General features: G+C 67.1%; 15 protein-coding genes, 2 tRNA genes and 1 pseudogene. 6 read left to right on the top strand and 12 right to left on the bottom strand.

The features are described 5' to 3' along the window. Window positions 1–63: 63 nt before the first annotated feature. The 5 genes and pseudogenes from GO999_RS24665 to GO999_RS08250 all read right to left on the bottom strand — a co-directional run. Window positions 64–580, bottom strand: a pseudogene (locus tag GO999_RS24665) (transposase); the annotation flags it as partial. Next, the gene (locus GO999_RS08265; RefSeq protein ID WP_011001666.1) at window positions 580–2,055 is read right to left on the bottom strand and encodes a GDL motif peptide-associated radical SAM/SPASM maturase; all 1,476 of its coding nucleotides are present in this window, start codon (window positions 2,053–2,055) and stop codon (window positions 580–582) included. The gene GO999_RS08265 and the pseudogene GO999_RS24665, both read right to left, overlap by 1 nt. A gap of 96 nt (window positions 2,056–2,151) precedes the next feature. Continuing rightward, a complete protein-coding gene (locus tag GO999_RS08260; protein WP_011001665.1) occupies window positions 2,152–2,733 on the bottom strand; it encodes a DUF1842 domain-containing protein in 582 nt (193 codons plus the stop codon). Window positions 2,734–2,784: 51 nt separating this feature from the next. After that, window positions 2,785–3,411, bottom strand: coding sequence for a DUF1842 domain-containing protein (locus GO999_RS08255; protein WP_211906744.1), 627 nt, complete (start codon window positions 3,409–3,411; stop codon window positions 2,785–2,787). Window positions 3,412–3,477: 66 nt separating this feature from the next. Continuing rightward, window positions 3,478–3,669, bottom strand: coding sequence for a DUF1843 domain-containing protein (locus GO999_RS08250; RefSeq protein WP_011001663.1), 192 nt, complete (start codon window positions 3,667–3,669; stop codon window positions 3,478–3,480). A 169-nt stretch (window positions 3,670–3,838) separates the two neighbouring features. On the opposite strand from GO999_RS08250, the gene GO999_RS08245 reads away from it, so the two are divergent. Further along, window positions 3,839–4,282 (top strand): hypothetical protein, encoded by a 444-nt coding sequence (locus GO999_RS08245; RefSeq protein WP_127591852.1) that lies wholly within the window; start codon window positions 3,839–3,841, stop codon window positions 4,280–4,282. A 268-nt stretch (window positions 4,283–4,550) separates the two neighbouring features. Here GO999_RS08245 and purL read toward each other — a convergent pair whose 3' ends face one another. Then, on the bottom strand, window positions 4,551–8,660 hold the full coding sequence (gene purL / locus GO999_RS08240; RefSeq protein ID WP_211906743.1) for a phosphoribosylformylglycinamidine synthase: 4,110 nt from the start codon (window positions 8,658–8,660) through the stop codon (window positions 4,551–4,553). Between the two features lie 137 nt (window positions 8,661–8,797). After that, window positions 8,798–9,364 carry a winged helix DNA-binding protein gene (locus GO999_RS08235; RefSeq protein WP_011001660.1) on the bottom strand — a complete coding sequence of 189 codons (567 nt, stop codon included), beginning with the start codon at window positions 9,362–9,364 and terminating at the stop codon, window positions 8,798–8,800. 75 nt (window positions 9,365–9,439) lie between these two features. Here GO999_RS08235 and GO999_RS08230 point away from each other — a divergent pair, with 75 nt between their 5' ends. Next, entirely contained in the window at window positions 9,440–11,035 is a 1,596-nt protein-coding gene (locus GO999_RS08230; RefSeq protein WP_020832081.1) for an NAD(P)H-hydrate dehydratase, read from the top strand. 58 nt (window positions 11,036–11,093) lie between these two features. Then, on the top strand, window positions 11,094–12,713 hold the full coding sequence (gene pgi, locus GO999_RS08225; RefSeq protein WP_019718745.1) for a glucose-6-phosphate isomerase: 1,620 nt from the start codon (window positions 11,094–11,096) through the stop codon (window positions 12,711–12,713). 12 nt (window positions 12,714–12,725) lie between these two features. Here pgi and GO999_RS08220 read toward each other — a convergent pair whose 3' ends face one another. Then, window positions 12,726–13,436: an ABC transporter ATP-binding protein gene (locus tag GO999_RS08220; RefSeq protein WP_211906742.1), complete on the bottom strand. Its 711-nt coding sequence runs from the start codon at window positions 13,434–13,436 to the stop codon at window positions 12,726–12,728. Between the two features lie 73 nt (window positions 13,437–13,509). Here GO999_RS08220 and GO999_RS08215 point away from each other — a divergent pair, with 73 nt between their 5' ends. Both GO999_RS08215 and lepB read left to right on the top strand, forming a co-directional pair. Continuing rightward, the gene (locus GO999_RS08215) at window positions 13,510–14,130 is read left to right on the top strand and encodes an arylesterase (protein ID WP_211906772.1); all 621 of its coding nucleotides are present in this window, start codon (window positions 13,510–13,512) and stop codon (window positions 14,128–14,130) included. A 76-nt stretch (window positions 14,131–14,206) separates the two neighbouring features. Next, window positions 14,207–14,899 (top strand): signal peptidase I, encoded by a 693-nt coding sequence (gene lepB, locus GO999_RS08210; protein ID WP_011001655.1) that lies wholly within the window; start codon window positions 14,207–14,209, stop codon window positions 14,897–14,899. Window positions 14,900–14,940: 41 nt separating this feature from the next. Here lepB and GO999_RS08205 read toward each other — a convergent pair whose 3' ends face one another. Together GO999_RS08205 and GO999_RS08200 are read right to left on the bottom strand one after the other, a co-directional pair. Then, complete coding sequence (locus GO999_RS08205; protein ID WP_020831502.1) at window positions 14,941–16,269, bottom strand: IS4 family transposase; 1,329 nt, start codon at window positions 16,267–16,269, stop codon at window positions 14,941–14,943. Between the two features lie 134 nt (window positions 16,270–16,403). Continuing rightward, the gene (locus GO999_RS08200; protein ID WP_011001654.1) at window positions 16,404–18,350 is read right to left on the bottom strand and encodes a SurA N-terminal domain-containing protein; all 1,947 of its coding nucleotides are present in this window, start codon (window positions 18,348–18,350) and stop codon (window positions 16,404–16,406) included. A 23-nt stretch (window positions 18,351–18,373) separates the two neighbouring features. Between GO999_RS08200 and GO999_RS24955 the strand changes: the two genes are divergently transcribed. After that, window positions 18,374–18,499: a hypothetical protein gene (locus GO999_RS24955; RefSeq protein WP_255322135.1), complete on the top strand. Its 126-nt coding sequence runs from the start codon at window positions 18,374–18,376 to the stop codon at window positions 18,497–18,499. A gap of 7 nt (window positions 18,500–18,506) precedes the next feature. Here the strand turns inward: GO999_RS24955 and GO999_RS08195 are convergent. Continuing rightward, window positions 18,507–18,583: transfer RNA gene (locus GO999_RS08195), tRNA-Asp, on the bottom strand. A gap of 45 nt (window positions 18,584–18,628) precedes the next feature. Continuing rightward, window positions 18,629–18,704 (bottom strand) — tRNA-Val (locus GO999_RS08190). Between the last annotated feature and the right edge of the window lie 23 nt (window positions 18,705–18,727).

Here is an 18,727-nt window from a genome sequence, read left to right as displayed (position 1 = left end):
CCGGCCATCCTAATGTGAGTCTGCGCCCGCAAGGTTATGACTTGGTAATCAAGACCATTTCACCTATTGAAAATGGCACAACCGATGGCGTCGCCACCGCTCAGCCTGCTTCCAGTTCGCGGCGATGATCGAGGGGAGGCTCTGACCGTTCTTGAGGCTTGCGCCAAGCAGTGTGCTTGAGTTCAGCCTGGGCATCGGGACAGAAGTTGGCCAGCGCTTGCCGCTTGAGCCAAGCCCACAAGTATTCGACCGGGTTCAGGTCCGGGCGTAAACGGGCAGCAGCGCCATCTGTGTGGCGCCTCGCGTGCTATCGAGGTATTTGCGCACAACGCGGCTGTTGTGCCGCACCGTACTGTCCCACACAAGCAGCGACTTGTGCTTGAACTGCGCACGCAGCGCTTTAACGAACCCGACGCTCTGCGCGCTTGATTGCGCCGTCTCGTACAGCCGGAACATGAAGTTCGTGATCGTGAGGCCGGCAATGGCCGAGACCGGCTTCCAGTTGAAGTGAACTGGATGAGCGGCGTACGCATCCGGGCACCCAGATGCGTACGCGCGTGGGGCGCTCCGACAGGCCTGTCAGGCGTCCCCGAACGTCGAGGCCGGCAGTCCCAGCAGTTGCTCAAGCTGGTTCACCACCGCCCGCCGCCGCTGCGCTTCCTGGCGATGCGCCTGCGCCCCCGCCTCGACATCCGCGCCGCAATGCGGACACGTCTGCTCGTGCGGATAGATGTAGCTGTTGCAGCTGCGGCAGAGGCTCAGTTGCGGTGGCACCCGCCCGACCTCCGGCGCACGCTTGCCCTTGTGCTTCCACGCCAGCTCGACGATCTGGCCGGAGCGCACGATGCTGGCCACGGGCGTGCCGTCCGCGATGCGCTCCGTGACCAGGTCGAAGCGCCCGACCGCGAAGGAGGCGCCGGCGGCGTCCTGCTCCTTGACGATCCGCTCGCGCAGCCCCTGCTTCTGCAGCTCCAGCACACGATAGTGGCAATACGGGTTGTTGCCCGGCTTGCCGAGCAGCGAATGCGAGGTCCAGGTGCAGCCGCCCCGGCAGGCATCGGCGTAGTAGCAGGTCCGGCAGAAGCCCCACAGATCGTCCACCGAGCGCAGGCGGCCGAAGTGGATGGCCTCGCTGGTGCGCCAGATGTCTTCCAGCGACAGGTCGCGGACATTGCCCCCGGCAAAGCCCACCGTCGCCAGCGAGGGGCAGCCCTTCACGGTGCCGTCCGCCTCCAGCGCGATCACCGTCTGGCCCGCCGCGCAGCCGTTCCAGTGCACGCGCTCGTCGCCGAAGCCGCGCCACAGATGCTCATAGGGGCCGTAGTAGCCGATGTTGTTGCCGACGTTCATCAGCAGCCCGCGGCTCACGCCCTCCTTGTAGAGCCTGGCGAGCAGCGGCATCAGCTCCTGCAGCTGATACGGCTGGAGCAGCAGCGCATCGTTGTCGACCGCATTGCCCATGGCGACCGTCAGCTGGATCTGCCAGTGCGTCGCGCCCAGCTCGATGATGGTGTCCATCAGGGCCGGGAGGTCCGGCATGGTCTGCGCGCCGATCTGGGTGTTCACACTGATGGCCAGACCCGCCGCGCGTGCGCGCCTGAGCGTATCCACGGCCCGGTCGAACGAGCCCGGCACGTTGCGCACCTTGTCGTGCAGCGGCGCCAGCCCGTCGAGCGAGACGCCCACGCCGTTGAGCCCGGCCTCGACCGCCTGCTCCAGCCGCTTGGGCGTCAGGTTGCGCCCCCCGGTCTGGACCGCGCAGTACATGTCGTGGGAACGGATCGCCCGGATCAGCTCGGTCCAGTCCTTGCGCAGATACGCTTCGCCGCCGATCAGCGAGACCTCCCGCGTGCCCAGCCGCGCGAGCGATTCGATGACTTCCAGGCACTCCGCGGTATTGAGCTCGTCGGGTCGCCGTCGTCCGGCGCGGGAGCCGCAATGCAGGCATTTGAGGTCACAGGCCAGGGTGATTTCCCAGACCACGTGAACGGGAACGTAGCGCTTGAAATCGTCCGCATGCAGGTAGCGGGCCGGCTGCGGGGTCTGCAGGCTCATATCGCCTCGCTGTCTTGTTCTTTTCTTATGGGGAATTGGGCCGCATGCCCGGCCGGCGGCCAGGGCATGCGGCGGCAGGCCGGTCTCGCGCGAGACTCAGGCGCGGCCTTCGAGCTTGGCGATCTCGGTATGCAGCTTGTCCAGCTCCGCCTTGATCTGCGGCGCGTCGGCCAGCTGCTTCTCGGCCAGGCTGGCCAGCGCCTTCATCTGCCCCAGGTCGCCGGAAGCCTTCGCCTGCTGCAGGCTCACGGCATACATGGGCATGACGGGCTGGTGGGGCGGCTGAACGCGTTGCTCGACGGTCATGACCGCATGCTCGACCGCATGCCAGCGCCCGCCTTCCTCATAGCGATAGCTGGCCTGACCGGTTTGCCAGTTGCTGCTCAGGATGCCGTGGAGGTGGAAGGTCTCGGCGATCATGCTGGTCTGGCCGCTCGGGTTGCCGTCCAGGGTCAGGATGATGGAGGCCTCGGCGCCCTCCTCCACCCGCAGCTGGCTGAACGTCCCCCAGACATCGGCATGGAACACCAGCGGCGGATTGGTCGACTGGGTAATCTTGGCGATGCCCGATACCTTCTTGGCCGGCGTATTGACCAGCAGGGACAGGGTCAGCACCGGCGCGCCGATGGCGGGCGTCGCGACAACGTAGGTGACGGGAAACAGACCGGTTTGGCTCATGAAATCACTCCTGGAAGAAAGGTGAACACTGCTTGCGGGTGGCCGCTGGAATCACTGCCGGCCTTCGAGCTTGCGGATTTCGGCGTGCAGCGCCGCATGGGCGCTGACAATTTCCTGGTGGCTGTCCAACTGCTGCTGCACATACGCGGCGAGCGTCTTCATGTGGGCCAGGTCGCCGGATGCCCTGGCGCGCTGAATCGCCGGGCCGTACAGCGTGCGGCCGATCGTCAGCGCATTCAGCGTCTCGGGAATCACCGGCCCCGGCTCCAGCGGCACGAATTCGTGGTCGACGCGCGCCGGCACGCTTTCCACCTCGTGCCACTGACCGTTGCTCCAATAGCTGTAGCTGGCGATGCCGGCCTGCCAACCGGCGCCCACCACCATGTGCAGCCGGAAGGTCGTCATGGCATTCGAGGTCGGCCCGCCGCTGTTGCCCTGCACCGTCACCAGGATGCGGGTGCCGTGCGGCGGCATCAGGGCCATGTACGTGAATTCGCCCCAGACATCGACATGCAGGTCGAGCGGTGGCGACACCGCCTGGGTAACCGTCGCATTGCCGACCACCTTGCGCCTCGGCGTATCAACCAGCAGGTTGAGCCTGAGCGTCGGTGCGCCGGGCAAGCCGGTGCCGACCACATAGCTCACGGGGAACAGGCCTACCGCGTTATCTGCGGACATACGTCCTCCTTGTTGAGGGATGGATCAGAATGGAATGTGGAATGCTGGCGTGCGGCGCCAGCCGGATCAGCCGCGCTCGGCCTTGGCGATTTCGAGCCTGAGCAGCTCAACGGCGGTGCGCAGATCCCCCTGCTCGTCCAGCACGGCTTCGGCACGCGAGAGCAGCGCCTTCATCGTCCGCAGATCGCCATCGATGATGGCGTCATGGATGGCCACGCCATAAGGCGGAATGACTGCTTGCCGGGATTCCTGGTTCATCGCTTGCCCTCGCTCGTTCGATCGTCGTGGATGACGGACGCCGGCCCATGCAGGACCGATCGCCCTGAGATACGGGGAATACGTGCTTTAAAAGGCGCCTTCAATCGAAGCGCGTAAAATATCCACCTTCCAGCAACGCCCAGCGGCTGGCGGATCATGCATCGCCCGGATGAAGTCTTCAGACAGGATAATCAAGTCATCAGCGCACAGCCGTGAATGGCCGGCCACATTCGAGGATGCCGATGATTTGCAACCCTCGATAACAAATGCGGCACGCCAATCCCAGCGAGAAACGCCGAGACACCCCCTCGCGTCTCCAACATTTTTAGAAAAATTCACACAACAGACATCTGCTCTGCTGCTGTACGCGGCCATCCGATGCCTGACCGGCGCCGTGCTCACGTTTTATAGTTTTCATCGAAACCGGTGTCAAACCATCTTGCACCGATCAATCGACAGCGCCCCAAAGAAAAAGAAAGCGGCGCAGAAAAAATCAAATCGGAGAATAAAGACAAATCTGCAGCGCAACAAAATCCATATTCAACCGATTCGGTTCGACTTATGTGAAAAACGGATCAGAAAAAAATTTCAAATCCGCCGCGCCGTGCGCTGATTCTAGTAATCGCCTCAAAAAAGTCCACGCGAGAAGATGCTGAAATGAATTTAGATCAGAAAATCGCTGCCCTTACTTCTTGCCTCGATCCATCGTATTCATTCCCTGCAAATGATGTAAGCCTCCATCAAAGAGCGGATTCCGTACGGTGTAGGCGCCCCCCCCTCCGCGAAGCATGCCGAGGCCGCTCGCACCCGGTGCGCCGCAAAGAAAAAGCGCGCCGGAGTTTCCCCCGGCGCGCCTGGCGCTTGCCGCTTGGCGTGGTCGCTCAGCCCATCTGCTTGCGGGCGTTGCGGAACATGCGCATCCACGGGCTGCTGCCGTCGCCGGCGGCCGCCCAATCCTTCGGATGCCAGCTCATCTGCACCGCACGGAACACGCGCTCCGGGTGCGGCATCAGCACGGTGAAGCGGCCGTCGTGCGTCGTCACCGAGGCGATGCCCTGCGGCGAGCCGTTCGGGTTCAGCGGGTACGTCTGCGTGACCTCACCGCGGTTGTCGACATAGCGCAGGCCCACGGCCACCTTGCCGATATCGCCCTGCTGGGAGAAGTCCGCATAGCCCTCGCCGTGCGCCACGACGATGGGGATGCGGCTGCCTTCCATGCCCGCGTAGAAGATCGACGGCGAGGCCTCGACCTGCACGGTCACCAGCCGCCCCTCGTATTGCTCCGACTGGTTGCGCGTGAACTTCGGCCATGCGCCGGCGCCGGGGATGATCGGCGCGAGGTTCGCCATCATCTGGCAGCCGTTGCACACGCCCAGCGCGATCGAGTCGGCGCGGTTGAAGAAGGCCGCGAATTGCTCGGCCAGCATGCCGTTGAACAGGATCGTCTTGGCCCAGCCCTCGCCGGCACCCAGCACGTCGCCGTAGCTGAAGCCGCCGCAGGCCACGAAGCCCTTGAAGTCGGCGAGGCGGGTGCGGCCTGCCAGCAGGTCGCTCATGTGCACGTCGTAGGCGTCGAAGCCGGCCTTGTCCATCGCGTAGGCCATTTCCACCTGCGAGTTGACACCCTGCTCGCGCAGGATCGCCATGCGCGGACGCGCACCCGCGGCGATGAACGGCGCAGCCACATCCTCGGCGAGGTCGAACGTGAGGTTCGGCGAGATGCCGGGGTCTTCGGCGTCGAGCAGGCGGTCGTACTCGCTCTGCGTGCACTCGGGGTTGTCGCGCAGGCTGGCGATGCGCCAGGAGACGTCCGTCCAGGCGCGCTGCAGCTCGATGCGCGGGGCGCTGAAGACCTTCTTGGCGTCGCGCCAGATCTCGATCTGACCGCTGGCGTTCGGCGCGCCGATCACGTGGCTGCAGGCCGCCAGGCCGTGCTCGCGCAGCACCGCGAAGACGGCATCGCGCTGGGCCGCCGGCACCTGGATCACGGCACCCAGTTCTTCGGCGAACAGCGCGCGCAGCGTCATGTCGGCGCGGCGGCCGGAGACCTGCTGCGCCCAGTTCTTGGCATCGCCGTAGTCCGACGCGTGCGCGCCGTCGAGCGTGAGCATGTCGACGTTGATCGACACGCCGCAGTGGCCGGCAAAGGCCATCTCGCACACCGTCGCCCACAGGCCGCCGTCGGAGCGGTCGTGGTAGGCCAGCAGCATGCCGGCCGCGTTCAGCTGCTGGATGGCGGCGAAGAAGCGCTTGAGGTCTTCCGCGTCATCCACGTCCGGCACGCTGTTGCCGATCTGCTGCGTGACCTGCGCCAGGATGCTGCCGCCCAGGCGGTGCTTGCCGTGGCCGAGGTCGATGACGATCAGCGTGGTGTCGGCAGCCTCGCCGGCCGACGCCACCGGCTTGAGCTGCGGCGTGAGCGTCTTGCGCACGTCCGTCACCGGCGCGAAGGCCGAGACGATCAGCGAGACCGGCGCCACCACTTCCTTGGCCTCGCCCGCGTCGTTCCACTTGGTGCGCATCGACAGCGAATCCTTGCCGACCGGAATGCTGATGCCCAGTGCCGGGCACAGCTCCATGCCGACCGCCTTGACGGTGTCGTACAGGCGCGCATCCTCGCCGTCCACGCCGCACGCGGCCATCCAGTTGGCCGACAGCTTGAGCTGCGCGAGCGAGGCGATCGGCGCCGCCGCGATGTTGGTGATGGCCTCGCCGATCGCCATGCGGCCCGATGCCGGCGCGTCGATGACGGCCAGCGGCGTGCGCTCGCCCATCGTCATGGCCTCGCCGGCGTAGCCCTTGTAGTCGAGCGTGGTGACGGCCACGTCGGCCACCGGCACCTGCCACGGGCCGACCATCTGGTCGCGCGTGTTCAGCCCGCCCACGGTGCGGTCACCGATGGTGATCAGGAACGACTTGCTGGCGACGGTCGGATGGCGCAGCACATCGCGCGCCACGGTTTCCAGATCCAGGCCCGTCACGTCGACTTCCGGCAGCGCCTGCGCCACGCGGCGCACGTCGCGGTGCATGCGCGGCGGCTTGCCGAGCAGCACGTCCATCGGCATGTTGACCGGGAAGTGCTCAACGGCATCGGCCGGAGCATCACCGTCGACCACCTGCAGTTGCTGTTCCTCGGTGGCGAAGCCGACCACCGAGAACGGCGCGCGCTCGCGCTCGCACATGGCCTGGAAGCGCGGGAAATCGCCCGGGGCGATCGCCAGCGTGTAGCGCTCCTGCGATTCGTTGCACCAGATCTCGGCGGGGCTCAGGCCCGACTCTTCCAGGTGCACCTGGCGCAGGTCGAAGCGCGCGCCGCGGTCGGCGCCATCCACCAGTTCGGGGAACGCGTTGGAGATGCCGCCCGCGCCCACATCGTGGATCGACAGGATCGGATTGTCCTCGCCCAGCGCCCAGCACGCGTTGATGACTTCCTGCGCGCGGCGCTGCATTTCGGGGTTGCCGCGCTGGACGGAGTCGAAGTCCAGATCGGCCGTGTTGGTGCCGGTCGCCATCGAGCTGGCAGCACCGCCGCCCATGCCGATGCGCATGCCCGGGCCGCCCAGTTGCACCAGCAGCGTGCCGGCCGGCAGCCCGTGCTTGTGGGTGTGGCCGGCGTCGATGTTGCCGATGCCGCCGGCGATCATGATCGGCTTGTGGTAACCGCGCACGGTGCCGCCCACGTTCTGCTCGTAGACGCGGAAGTAGCCGCCCAGGTTGGGCCGGCCGAATTCGTTGTTGAACGCGGCGCCACCGATCGGGCCTTCGATCATGATCTGCAGCGGCGAGGCGATGCGATCCGGCTTGCCGACCGGGCCCGGTGCGGTGTCGCCCGGGTTGCGCTGCGCGGCGGGCTGCGCCGTGTCGCGGGCGTTTTCCCACGATTGCACGGCTTCCGGCAGCAGCAGGTTCGACACCGTGAAGCCGGTCAGGCCCGCCTTGGGCTTGGCACCGCGGCCGGTCGCGCCCTCGTCGCGGATCTCGCCGCCCGCACCGGTGGAAGCGCCGGGGAACGGGGAGATGGCGGTCGGGTGATTGTGCGTCTCGACCTTCATCAGCGTGTGCGTGAGCGCTTCGCGGCGGCCGTACTGCGGCACACCGGTCTCACCGTCGGTGCCGGCGTGCGGGAACCAGCGCTCGGCCATGCCGCCTTCCATGACGGCGGCGTTGTCCGAATACGCCACCACCGTGCCCTGTGGGGCCAGTTGGTGCGTGTTGCGGATCATCGCGAACAGCGATTTGTCCTGCGTCTCGCCGTCGATGGTCCAGTCGGCGTTGAAGATCTTGTGGCGGCAGTGTTCGCTGTTGGCCTGCGCGAACATCATCAGTTCGACGTCGGTCGGGTTGCGGCCGAGCTTGCGGTAGGCGTCGACCAGGTAGTCGATCTCGTCGTCGGACAGCGCCAGGCCCATTTCGGTGTTGGCGGCGTCCAGCGCGCCGCGGCCCGCGGCGGCATCGCCGCTGCCCAGGTCGACGAAGCGCAGCGCCTTGGCCGGCAGCACGTCGAACAGGCCGTAGCCGGCTTCGCGCGTGGCGACCACGATCTCGGTCATGCGGTCGTGCAGGTGCGCGGCGACGGCGGCGCGCGTGGCCTCGTCCAGTTGCTTGCGGCCGCCGGTCAGGCCACGCAGGAGGCCCTTCTTGCAGGTGACGGTGAACTCCACGCCGCGCTCGATGCGGTGGATCTGCGGCAGCGCGCAGTGGCGGGCGATTTCGGTCGCCTTGCTGGCCCACGGCGAGATCGTGCCGAAGCGCGGAATCACCACGAAGCGGTCGCCCTCGGTCTCGGCCGACGCGGGCGAGCCGTAGGTCAGCAACGCCTGCACGCGCGCCGCGTCATCGGCCGACAGCGGCGCATCGGCGGCGACGAAGTGCAGGTACTGGGCACTGACGGCATCGATCTCCGGATCGATGCGCTTGAGGGTGGAGAGCAGGCGTTGCTGGCGGAACGCAGACAGCGCGAGAGCGCCGGGAAAGCACGAAAAATGCGCCATGGTGGGCAAGGCAGGCAGTAGCTGGGGAGAGGGGTTTCCCGGCGTGCGCGGGAAAACCGCTATTGTACCTTGCCCAGCCCGCCGCACCGACGCCCCGATCGGCCCAAAATGTGCCGCCGCCGGCCCGAACGGGTGTTTTACAGCGAGGTGGCCGAACGCGCCGCCTGCTCGTACAGCCCCGTCAGCACGCGCATCAGCCGCGCCAGCTCGCCGATCTCGGCGTTTTCCTCGCCGCCCGGCGAGATGTTGCTGGTCAGGCACTGCTCGCGGATCTCCCGATAGCGCGCGCAGGCCGTCTCGCCGGTCGCCGTGGTGGTGTAGGTGACTTCCTTGCCGTTGCGGGTGCCCTCCACCAGCTCCAGCGCCTGCAGCTTCTTGAGCGAATAGGTGACGAGGTGGGTGTCCTCCACGTTCAGCACGAAGCAGATGTCGGCCAGCCGCTTGGCGCGGCCCCGGTGGTTCACGTGATGCACCACCAGCACATCGAGGAAGGTCAGGTCGCGCACGCCGGCCGCCGCCATGCAGCGCACGCACCAGCGGTGATAAGCGTTGTAGGCCGTATTGAGCGCGAACTCGAACTCCGACAGTTCCGGGCTGCGCGCCGAAACCAGGTGGGCCGATGACACGATCGCCCCGCTTTTTCCGCCTTCATTGGCGGCAGCTTCCGGCAAATCGACTTTCGAAGAGGACGACGACTTGGACATGCGTGACTCGCGGGCAGAAAAGGATGGCAACGCCAACTATTGTAAGAGAATCGATCGCCATCTCCGCCCCCCATTATGTCCGCTCACCCTACCTGGCGCGACGTCCTCACGGACGGCATCCTCGCCGAACGCCATGGCGCCGACCTGCTGTTCGGCAGCGCCGCTGTCCGCGCGCTCGAAACCGCCGCCTACCGCGCGCTCGCGCCCTTCACGCTGATGGCCCGCGCCGGCGAGGCCGCCGCCGACTGGCTGCAGGCGCGCGCGCCGCGCGGCCATCTGCTGCTGGTTGCCGGCCCAGGCAACAACGGCGGCGATGCGCTGGTCGCCGCCACCGCGCTGCACGAGGCCGGGCGCACCGTCACGGTCTGGCTTGCCGCCGACCCGGCCCGCCTGCCCGACGACGCCCGCCGCGCCTGGACCGAAGCCCGCGCGGCCCACGTCCCGATCGAAATCCTGCACGCGCCCGCGTCTGTCCCCGCCACCGTCACGGCCATCGTCGACGGGCTGTTCGGGATCGGCCTGGCGCGGCCGCTCGCCGGGCTGCATGCCGCGCTGGTCGAAACCCTCAACGGCAGCGGACTGCCCGCCTACGCGCTCGACATCCCGTCCGGCCTGTCCGGCGACACGGGCCAGCCACCCGCGCCGGATTCGCCGGTGGTGCGTGCGCGCGCCACGCTCACTTTCCTGGTCGCCAAGCCCGGGCTGCTCACCGGCGCGGGCCGCGACGCCACCGGCGATCTCGCCCTGGCCGACCTGCTGGCCGCCCAGCCCGCCTACGACGGCGTGGTGGAGGCCGACGCGCTGGTCAACGCACCGGCGCGCTGGCTCGCTCACCTGCCGCGGCGGCGCCACGGCGGCCATAAGGGGACGTACGGCAGCGTCGCCGTCGTCGGCGGCGCGCACGGGATGGTCGGCGCGCCGCTGCTGTCGGCGCGCGGCGCGCTGCACCTGGGCGCCGGCAAGGTCCACGTGGTCTCGCTGGCCGACGACGCGCCGCGCGTGGATTTCGCGCAGCCCGAACTGATGCTGCACACGTGGGGCACCCTGGACCTGGGTGGCATGCAGGCGCTCGCCGTCGGCCCCGGCATGGGCACCGGCAAGGACGCCTACGAGGCGCTGGACCACCTGCTCGACCGCATGCTGCCCGCGCGCATCGCCGCCGTCTTCGACGCTGACGCGCTCAACCTCTTTGCCCGCGCCCCGGCCCTGCTCACCCGCCTGACGCGGCTTGCCTCCGGCGGCGCGCCCGTCGTGCTGACACCGCATCCGCTCGAAGCCGCGCGCCTGCTCGACACCGACGCCCCCACCGTGCAGCGCGATCGCCTGGCCGCGGCCCAGGCCCTGGTCAACCGCTGCGGCGCGGTGGTCGTGCTCAAGGGCTCGGGCACCGTCGTCGCCGCGCCGGGCGTACCGCCGACCGTCAACCCCACCGGCAACGGCAGCCTGGCCACCGGCGGCACCGGCGACGTGCTGACCGGCATGATCGGCGCCTTGCTGGCGCAGGGCGTGCCGGCGCGCGAAGCGGCGCTGGCGGCCGTCTGGCTGCACGGCCGCGCCGCCGATGACCTCGTCGCCGCCGGCGAAGGCCCCATCGGGCTCCATGCCGGCGAGCTGTGCGCACCGGCGCGCCGCGCCCTCAACGGGCTGCTGAAATCAGACGCCTACCCATAGAGCGCCCGCGCGGTGCGCCGTTATACTGCGCATTCGTTTTCCCACGCCGACCCGCCGTATGCCCACCGCCCTTCCCGCCTGGCAGTCCCTGTCGCAACATGCTCAAGCGATCCGCGCCACCCACATGCGCGATTGGTTTGCCGCACCGGACGCCGAGCAACGGGTGCACGCCTTCACCGTGGAAGCCGCTGGGCTCACGCTCGACTACGCCAAGAACCGCATCACCCCCGAAACGCTCGCGCTGCTGTTCCAGCTCGCAGACGAAGCCGGCGTCCTCGCACTGCGCGATGCCATGCTGCGCGGCGAGCGCATCAACAACACCGAGCACCGTTCCGTCCTGCATGCCGCCCTGCGCGGCCACGCCGAAGACGGCTACCGCGCCGACGGCGCCGCCGTGATGTCCGACGTGCTGCGCGTGCGCGCCCAGATGCGCGATTTCGCCCAGCGCGTGCACAGCGGCACCTGGACCGGCCATGCCGGCCAGCGCATCACCGACGTGGTCAACATCGGCATCGGCGGCTCCGACCTCGGCCCCCGCATGGTGTGCCGCGCGCTGGCGCACCTCGCGGTGCCGCAGGTGCGCGTGCATTTCGTCTCCAACGTCGACGGCACCGACCTGGCCGAGACCCTCGCGGGCCTCAACCCCGACACCACGCTCGCCATCGTCTGCTCCAAGACCTTCACCACGCTGGAGACCATGGCCAACGCGCACAGCATGCGCCGCTGGTTCGTCGAGCACGGCGTGCCCGAGGGCCGGCTCAAGCAGCACTTCGTCGCCGTTTCGACCAACCGCGACGCCGTGGTCGCGTTCGGCATCGATCCGGACAACATGTTCACCTTCTGGGACTGGGTCGGCGGACGCTTCTCGCTGTGGTCGGCCGTCGGCCTGTCGATCGTGCTGGCCATCGGGCCGGAGCAGTTCGAGGCCATGCTCGACGGCGCCCGCGCGATGGACCGGCACTTCGCCTCCGCGGCACCGCGCGAGAACATGCCGCTGATCCTCGGCCTGCTGTCGGTCTGGTATCGCGGCTTCTTCGGCGCCGCCAGCGCCTGCACGGTGCCCTACTGCGCCCCGCTGGAGCTGCTCACCGATTTCATGCAGCAGTTGGAGATGGAGAGTAACGGCAAGTCCGTCCAGCGCAACGGCGCGGCCATCGGCACCGACACCGGCCCCATCGTCTGGGGCACCGCCGGCACCAACGGCCAGCACGCCTATTTCCAGCTGATCCACCAGGGCTCGCAGATCGTGCCGGTGGATTTCATCACCACGCTCGAACCGGTGCGCAGCCTGCCGGGCCACCACACCAAGCTGCTGGCCAACTGCTTTGCCCAGGGCGAAGCGCTGCTGCGCGGCCGCACGGCGGAAGAAGTGCGCGCAGACGGCATCACCGACGCGGCGCTGGTGCCGCACATGGTGTTCGAAGGCAACCGGCCGAGCAACACGATCCTGATGCAGCGGCTGGACGCCGCATCGCTCGGCGCCCTGATCGCCTGCGCCGAGCACCGCACCTTCGTGCAGGGCGCGGTCTGGAACATCAACTCGTTCGACCAATGGGGCGTCGAACTCGGCAAGAAGCTCGCCAAGCCGATCCTCGAAGAACTGGAAGGCGCGCCGGCCTCGGTGGCGCACGACGCCTCGACGGCGGCGCTGATCCGCCGCGCCAAGGCCGCGCGCTAAGGCGCCACAGGCTCAGAGCTCGGTAACGGTCTCATCGCCAACCAGGTGGCCGGCCTCGATGGTCAGGATGCGACTGCATCGCGCCGCGACCGAGCGGTCGTGGGTGACCAGCACCAGCGTCGAGCCGGCACTGCGGTTGAGCGCGAACATCAGCGCGATCACGGCTTCGCCGGTGGCGGTGTCGAGGCTCCCGGTGGGCTCATCGGCGAACAGGATGTCGGGCTCTGTGACAAACGCGCGCGCCAGCGCCACGCGCTGCTGTTCGCCCCCCGACAGCGTCTTCGGATAGTGCGACAGCCGCGCCCCCAGGCCGACGCGCTCCAGCAGCACGGTGGCGCGACGCTGCATGTCGGCGGCGCCCACGTCGCCCTGCAGCTCCAGCGGCAACATCACGTTCTCCAGCGCAGTCAGGTGCGGCAACAGCTGGAACGACTGGAACACGAAGCCGACATGGCTGCCGCGCACCGCCGCGCGACCGTCTTCGTCGAGGCCGAACAGATCGTGGCCAAGCAGCCTGACCGAGCCCGAGGTCGGCAGGTCCAGCCCCGCCAGCAGCCCCAGCAGGGTCGACTTGCCCGAACCCGAGGCACCAACGATGGCCAGCGTCTCCCCGGCTTCCACACGAAACCCGACATCGCTCAAAATAGGCAACTCGCCGGTGGCGTCGCGCACGGTCTTGTGCAGCGAATCGACTTCAATCACCCAGGTAGCGGAAGACGACATGATCGGACGACAAGGTAGTAGAAGGCGCAGCGTAAAGGGACTGGTGGGACTCGCAGCCGCACTCGGCTGCGCGATGATCGGCGTCCTGCCGATGACGCCCGCTGCGGCGGCGCAGGGCACCGCAGCGGCGCCGCGCCGCGTGGTGGTGCTGGGCGACAGCCTGTCAGCGGGATACGGCCTGGCGCAAGGCACCGGCTGGGTCACACTGCTGGGCAATCGCCTGAAAGAACGGAAGCTCGATTATAGCGTCGCCAATGCCAGCATCAGCGGCGACACCACCGCGGGCGGCCGCGCCCGTCTGCCTGCCGTGCTTGCGCGCGAAAAGCCCACCGTGGTGGTACTCGAACTGGGTGCCAACGATGCGCTGCGCGGGCTGTCGCTGTCTGCGAGCGAAGCCAACCTGAAAGCGATGATCGATGCCTCGCAGGCCACCGGCGCCAGGGTGCTGCTGGTCGGCATGCGCATCCCGCCCAATTACGGCCCGGACTACAGCGAGCGCTTCTTCGCCATGTTCGGCAGGCTGGCGCGGCAATACCGGCTGCCGCTCGTGCCCTTCTTCCTGGAAGGCGTGGCCCAGCGGCCCGACTGGTTCCAGGAGGATCGCATCCACCCGGTCGCCGCGGCACAGCCGACGCTGCTCGACAATGTCTGGCCCAAGCTTGAACCTCTGCTCAAGGGCCGGGTCGGAGGATGACCACCCTTTGCCCGCAGGCGTCCGATGCCCGGGCACCCGGGCTCAAACATCAATATGCATTACGGGGAGAAACACAATGAAGCTGCTGGCGAAATCACTGAAAGCGGCACGGGACAACAAGCGGTTCCTGGTCGGCATGTCGCTGCTGCTCGCATTCCGGGCCTGCGTCGCCGACTGGTCGGTCGTGCCGAGCGGCTCGATGAACCCGACGCTGATCGAAGGCGATTTCATCCTGGTGAACCGCCTCGCCTATGGCATCCGGGTGCCGGCCACCACCGTCTGGCTCAAGCGCGGCAATGAACCGCGCCGCGGCGACGTCGTCGTGTTCTCATCGCCCGAGAACGGCACCAAGCTCGTCAAGCGCCTGATCGGGTTGCCGGGCGATGTGGTCGAGATGCGCGGCGAAGCGCTCTACATCAACCACCAGCGCCTGGCCTACACGCCGCTGCCCGATGTCGCGCCCGGCGCCCTGCCGCAGGCAACGGCCGCCCAGCCCCACGACCTGTGGACCGAGGCCCTGCCCGACCACCCGCACCCGGTGATGGTGCTACCCAAGGTGGCCGCGCTGCGCAGCTTCGGCCCCATCGTCGTGCCGGCCGATCAGTACCTGATGCTCGGCGACAACCGCGACAACAGCCGGGATTCCCGCTACTTCGGCCTTGTGCCACGGCAGAACCTGATCGCGCGGGCATCGCACGTGGCGGTATCGTTCGATCCCGATCACTGGTACCTGCCGCGCCTCGCGCGCATCGGCCGGCCGCTCGACTGAGCGCCGATAACAAAAAGCCCCCTCATCGAGGGTAATGCCGTTCAGTTAAGGTCCCGTTTGATGTATCGGACGGAGTAACGAGAAGGGCGAGATTTGACGACCCGGTTGCAAGCGCGGCCGGGTCGTTTTTCGTTGGGCAAGGACTTGAGCCGTTCGCGCAGGCGCTTGAGGCAGTCGGGTAGCTTGGCGTATGCGGGGGTCAAGGCGGCCCACATCATTTCGTGCTGGATCGTGTGCAAGGCGCGCACGAAGCTGATGTCGGCCGGTGCGAGCTTGGCCTCCTGAGCGGCACAGGCGATCTCCCGGCGAATCAGGTTGTAGGCGATCAGCGCGCCCCAGATTTCCTGATACACCCGCTCGACCGTGCGGCTGCGCAAGGTCAACTCCATGCCGAGCATGGACTGTTTCAGTTCCTGATAGCTGGTTTCGATCTGCCAGCGGCGGCTGTAGCAGGCCGCCAGATCGGATGGTTTGAAGCGCCGCCGATCGGTCAACGAGGTCAGCAGCACCCGCTCGCGCCCGCGTGCATCGATGGTGCGCACCGCCCGCGCGTCCCAGTATTCGGGCAGTTGCGGGCACTTCTTGCGCGCTTGCGGCGAGGTGCGCATGCGCACCATCGCATCTTCCGCGCTGCCGGCGATGACTTCCCAGCGCGTGTTGGACTTGGCGGGAATCAGGAAGTGGCGGTTGCGGCCGTTCATCGTCAGGCTGCACAGGATCTCGGCGCTCACAAAGCCGCGATCGAAGACCGTCAGGGAATCGTCCGGAATCTCGGGCAGCAGGTCCTTGGCATACACCATCTCGTTGGTGTCATAGCGGCCGAAGCGGATGTCGGCCACCAGATGCGTCGGGATGGCGGTGAGCGTGACCGCCCGTACCTGCGGATAGCTGGCCACCTTGCCGCTGGCATAGCCTTGCGCGCCGAAGTGCTCGCGGTTGGCGGGGCTGTCGGCGGTGCGCAGCGTAGTGCCGTCGATCGCCCACAGGCTCAAGCCCTTGATCGCATGACGGGCTCCATCCTGCAGCGTCCATGCTTGCGCCGTCCGCTTGAACAGCCACGCCAGCGGTGCCTGGCCAATCCGCTCGCGCGCTTGGGTGATTGCGCTCTTGCTGACAAAGGCGGCGCTCTCGTTGGGCAGGGCCAGATCAAGGCTGTCTACCACTTCGCTGATCGACCAGTGACGGTACATCGCCAGGGCAATCACCAGCCAGACTACTTGCTCGGCGGGCAAGCGCCGGCGCCGGATGCTTGCCGTGCCTGTCGCTGTCACCGCGCGCTCGATCCACTCGTAGGGCAGATGCTCTGCCAGCCGGCTCAGATCGGCCGGCTGTTGTGCTTCGAGCAGATAGGTGAGGTGGCTGGCAAGCATCGCAGCCGAAACGTTAACAGCCCAACTCGCCGTTTACAACCACTTCGCCTCCTCCAATGAAAAATGCCGTTCAGGCTTAACTGAACGGCATTACCCTCATCGAGGGGGCTTTTTTCTTGTACCTGCCGAACCGCTCAGGAACCGTCGTCCGACGAAGCCGCAGGCTTGGCGGCGTCGACCACCGAGCCGTTGATCTTCACCTTCGAGCGCGCCTTCAGCGCTTCATAGTAGGCGTTGAAATCCGCCTGTCCGGCTGCCTGCGTCAGTTGCTGTGCATCGGCCGCTCGCCGCGCCGGGTCCACATTGGCCGGCGGCAGCACCTTGTTGATGCGATACAGCGCATAGCCCTGCGCCCCCAGATCCACGCCGATGGTGACCGGCAGCTTGGCCGCATCCGCGCGCAGGATCGCAACCAGCGCGGCCGGCGGCGTGCCCTGCGCCTGCTGGCGCGAGAGCGTCTGCGCCGTGCCAAAGCCCTCGGCGCTGTTGCTCTGCTTGAGCGCGGCAAGCTTCTCTTCGCCCGCCTTCTTGGCCAGCGCCGCCGACTGCTCGGCCAGCACCTTGGCCTTCACCTGCTCGCGCACATCGGCCAGCTTCTTGACCGTGGCCGGCCGATACTCCACCGCACGCGCCGCCACCAGCGTGGTCGGCCCGACCTGCACGGCCTGCGTATTGCGATGGTTCTTGGTCACGTCGTCGGCGAACAGCGCCTTGAGCACCTTCTCGTTGTTGACCGGGCTGTTGCCCAGGGCCGGATTCGGCACGCGCGTGACATGGTCGGCCGTCTGGATCTGCAGCTTGAGCTTGTCGGCGACCGGCTTCAGGCTGTCGGACTGGTCCTCCACCCCGTTGGAGAAGGCATCGGCCAGCTCGGTGTACTTCTTGTTGGCCAACTGCGTGCGCACCTCGCGCTCCAGCTCCGGCTTGACGGCGTCCAGCGACTGCACGCCACCGCCCTTCACGTCTTCCAGCTTGATGATGTGGAAGCCGAAATCGCTCTCCACCACATCGCTGATATCGCCCGGCTGCTTGAGCGCAAACAGCGCATTCTCGAACGGCGGCACGGTCGCGCCCTTGGCGAGGAAGCCCAGCTCACCGCCCTGCGCGGCCGAGCCCGGATCCCCCGAATACTTCTTGGCGAGCTCTGCGAAACTGCCCGGGCTCTTGCGCACTTCGGCCAGCACCTCTTCCGCGCGCTTCTTGGCTGCGTCCTTGTCGGCGGGCTTGGCGTTGTCCGGCAGCTTGATCAGGATGTGCGCGGCGCGGCGTTGCTCTTCGGTCTTGAAGCGCGCGGCGTTCTGGTCGTAGTACTCCTTGAGCTGCTCGGGCGTGACGGGAATCTGCTTCATCATCTCCTCGCCCGAAAACACCACGTACTCGGCCTTGACCTGCTCAAGCACCGCGAATTCCTGCTGGTGCGCGTCGTAGTAAGCCTGGATGGCCTTGTCGTCGACCGTCACCTTGGCCGCGTAATCGGCCGGCTTGAACAGCAGCGCCTGCACTTCACGCTGCTGGTCGCGCGCCTCGATCAGGCGATCCACCAGCGACTTGGGCACGAAGGCACTCGAAACGATCGACTGCGGAATCTGCTGCAGCACGAGCTCCGAGCGCAGGCGCGCATCGAACTGCTCCGGCGTCATGCCCTGGGCGGCCAGCAGCTTGATGTAGGCATCGGTATCGAACTTCCCATCCGGCTTGCGCAGCTGCGCGACCGCCGGGATCTGCTCGATGGTCTCGCGGACCTTGCTGTCCGCCACCGACAGATTGGCCCGCGACGCCTCATTGACCATCACGCGCTGCTGGATGATGCCGTCCAGCACGTCGCGGCGCATCTGCGGGCCCTCGAACTGGCGCGGATCGTACTGCGCGCCCAGCATCTGGCGCAGACGCTCGGTCTGCTCGCGGACGCGCGTATCGAGCTCGCTGGTGGTGATGACGGTATCACCCACCTTGGCAGCGTCGTGCGAGCCATCCATGAAACGCGAGTAGCCCTGCACACCAAAGAACACGAACGACGGAAACACCAGAATCAGCAGCACCAGAAACATCAAGCGCCGATGCGTACGTACGAAATCAAGCATGCTGGACCGGAGACGAGGAGAAGATGGAAAATCCGGCGATTCTATCAGGTGCGGCGGGCTTGCCGGAGAATCTCGCCGCGATGCGCCGGCACGGCGACACCATTCAGCGCGGCAGAAAAGACAAAGGCCCGAACGCATCGGGCCTTTGAGGAATGTTGGCGGAGCGGACGGGACTCGAACCCGCGACCCCCGGCGTGACAGGCCGGTATTCTAACCGACTGAACTACCGCTCCAGTTTTTGGTTCAGACCGCACGGCACCTGATCGGCAATGCAAACGTGGTGGGTGCTGAGAGGCTCGAACTCCCGACCTACGCCTTGTAAGGGCGCCGCTCTACCAACTGAGCTAAGCACCCGTTCGCACTGCCGGCGCAAGCCG

Origin of the sequence: Ralstonia nicotianae (assembly GCF_018243235.1) — a bacterium.
GTDB lineage: Bacteria > Pseudomonadota > Gammaproteobacteria > Burkholderiales > Burkholderiaceae > Ralstonia > Ralstonia nicotianae.
This window is presented reverse-complemented; position numbering and strand designations above follow the sequence as displayed.

What these genes read in the sequence shown, in the direction of transcription:
- GO999_RS08265 (WP_011001666.1), bottom strand. Translation starts at nt 2,055, where the DNA reads ATGAGCCTGCAGACCCCGCAGCCGGCCCGCTACCTGCATGCGGACGAT.
- GO999_RS08260 (WP_011001665.1), bottom strand. Translation starts at nt 2,733, where the DNA reads ATGAGCCAAACCGGTCTGTTTCCCGTCACCTACGTTGTCGCGACGCCC.
- GO999_RS08255 (WP_211906744.1), bottom strand. Translation starts at nt 3,411, where the DNA reads ATGTCCGCAGATAACGCGGTAGGCCTGTTCCCCGTGAGCTATGTGGTC.
- GO999_RS08250 (WP_011001663.1), bottom strand. Translation starts at nt 3,669, where the DNA reads ATGAACCAGGAATCCCGGCAAGCAGTCATTCCGCCTTATGGCGTGGCC.
- GO999_RS08245 (WP_127591852.1), top strand. Translation starts at nt 3,839, where the DNA reads ATGAAGTCTTCAGACAGGATAATCAAGTCATCAGCGCACAGCCGTGAA.
- purL (WP_211906743.1), bottom strand. Translation starts at nt 8,660, where the DNA reads ATGGCGCATTTTTCGTGCTTTCCCGGCGCTCTCGCGCTGTCTGCGTTC.
- GO999_RS08235 (WP_011001660.1), bottom strand. Translation starts at nt 9,364, where the DNA reads ATGTCCAAGTCGTCGTCCTCTTCGAAAGTCGATTTGCCGGAAGCTGCC.
- GO999_RS08230 (WP_020832081.1), top strand. Translation starts at nt 9,440, where the DNA reads ATGTCCGCTCACCCTACCTGGCGCGACGTCCTCACGGACGGCATCCTC.
- pgi (WP_019718745.1), top strand. Translation starts at nt 11,094, where the DNA reads ATGCCCACCGCCCTTCCCGCCTGGCAGTCCCTGTCGCAACATGCTCAA.
- GO999_RS08220 (WP_211906742.1), bottom strand. Translation starts at nt 13,436, where the DNA reads ATGTCGTCTTCCGCTACCTGGGTGATTGAAGTCGATTCGCTGCACAAG.
- GO999_RS08215 (WP_211906772.1), top strand. Translation starts at nt 13,510, where the DNA reads ATGATCGGCGTCCTGCCGATGACGCCCGCTGCGGCGGCGCAGGGCACC.
- lepB (WP_011001655.1), top strand. Translation starts at nt 14,207, where the DNA reads ATGAAGCTGCTGGCGAAATCACTGAAAGCGGCACGGGACAACAAGCGG.
- GO999_RS08205 (WP_020831502.1), bottom strand. Translation starts at nt 16,269, where the DNA reads ATGCTTGCCAGCCACCTCACCTATCTGCTCGAAGCACAACAGCCGGCC.
- GO999_RS08200 (WP_011001654.1), bottom strand. Translation starts at nt 18,350, where the DNA reads ATGCTTGATTTCGTACGTACGCATCGGCGCTTGATGTTTCTGGTGCTG.
- GO999_RS24955 (WP_255322135.1), top strand. Translation starts at nt 18,374, where the DNA reads ATGGAAAATCCGGCGATTCTATCAGGTGCGGCGGGCTTGCCGGAGAAT.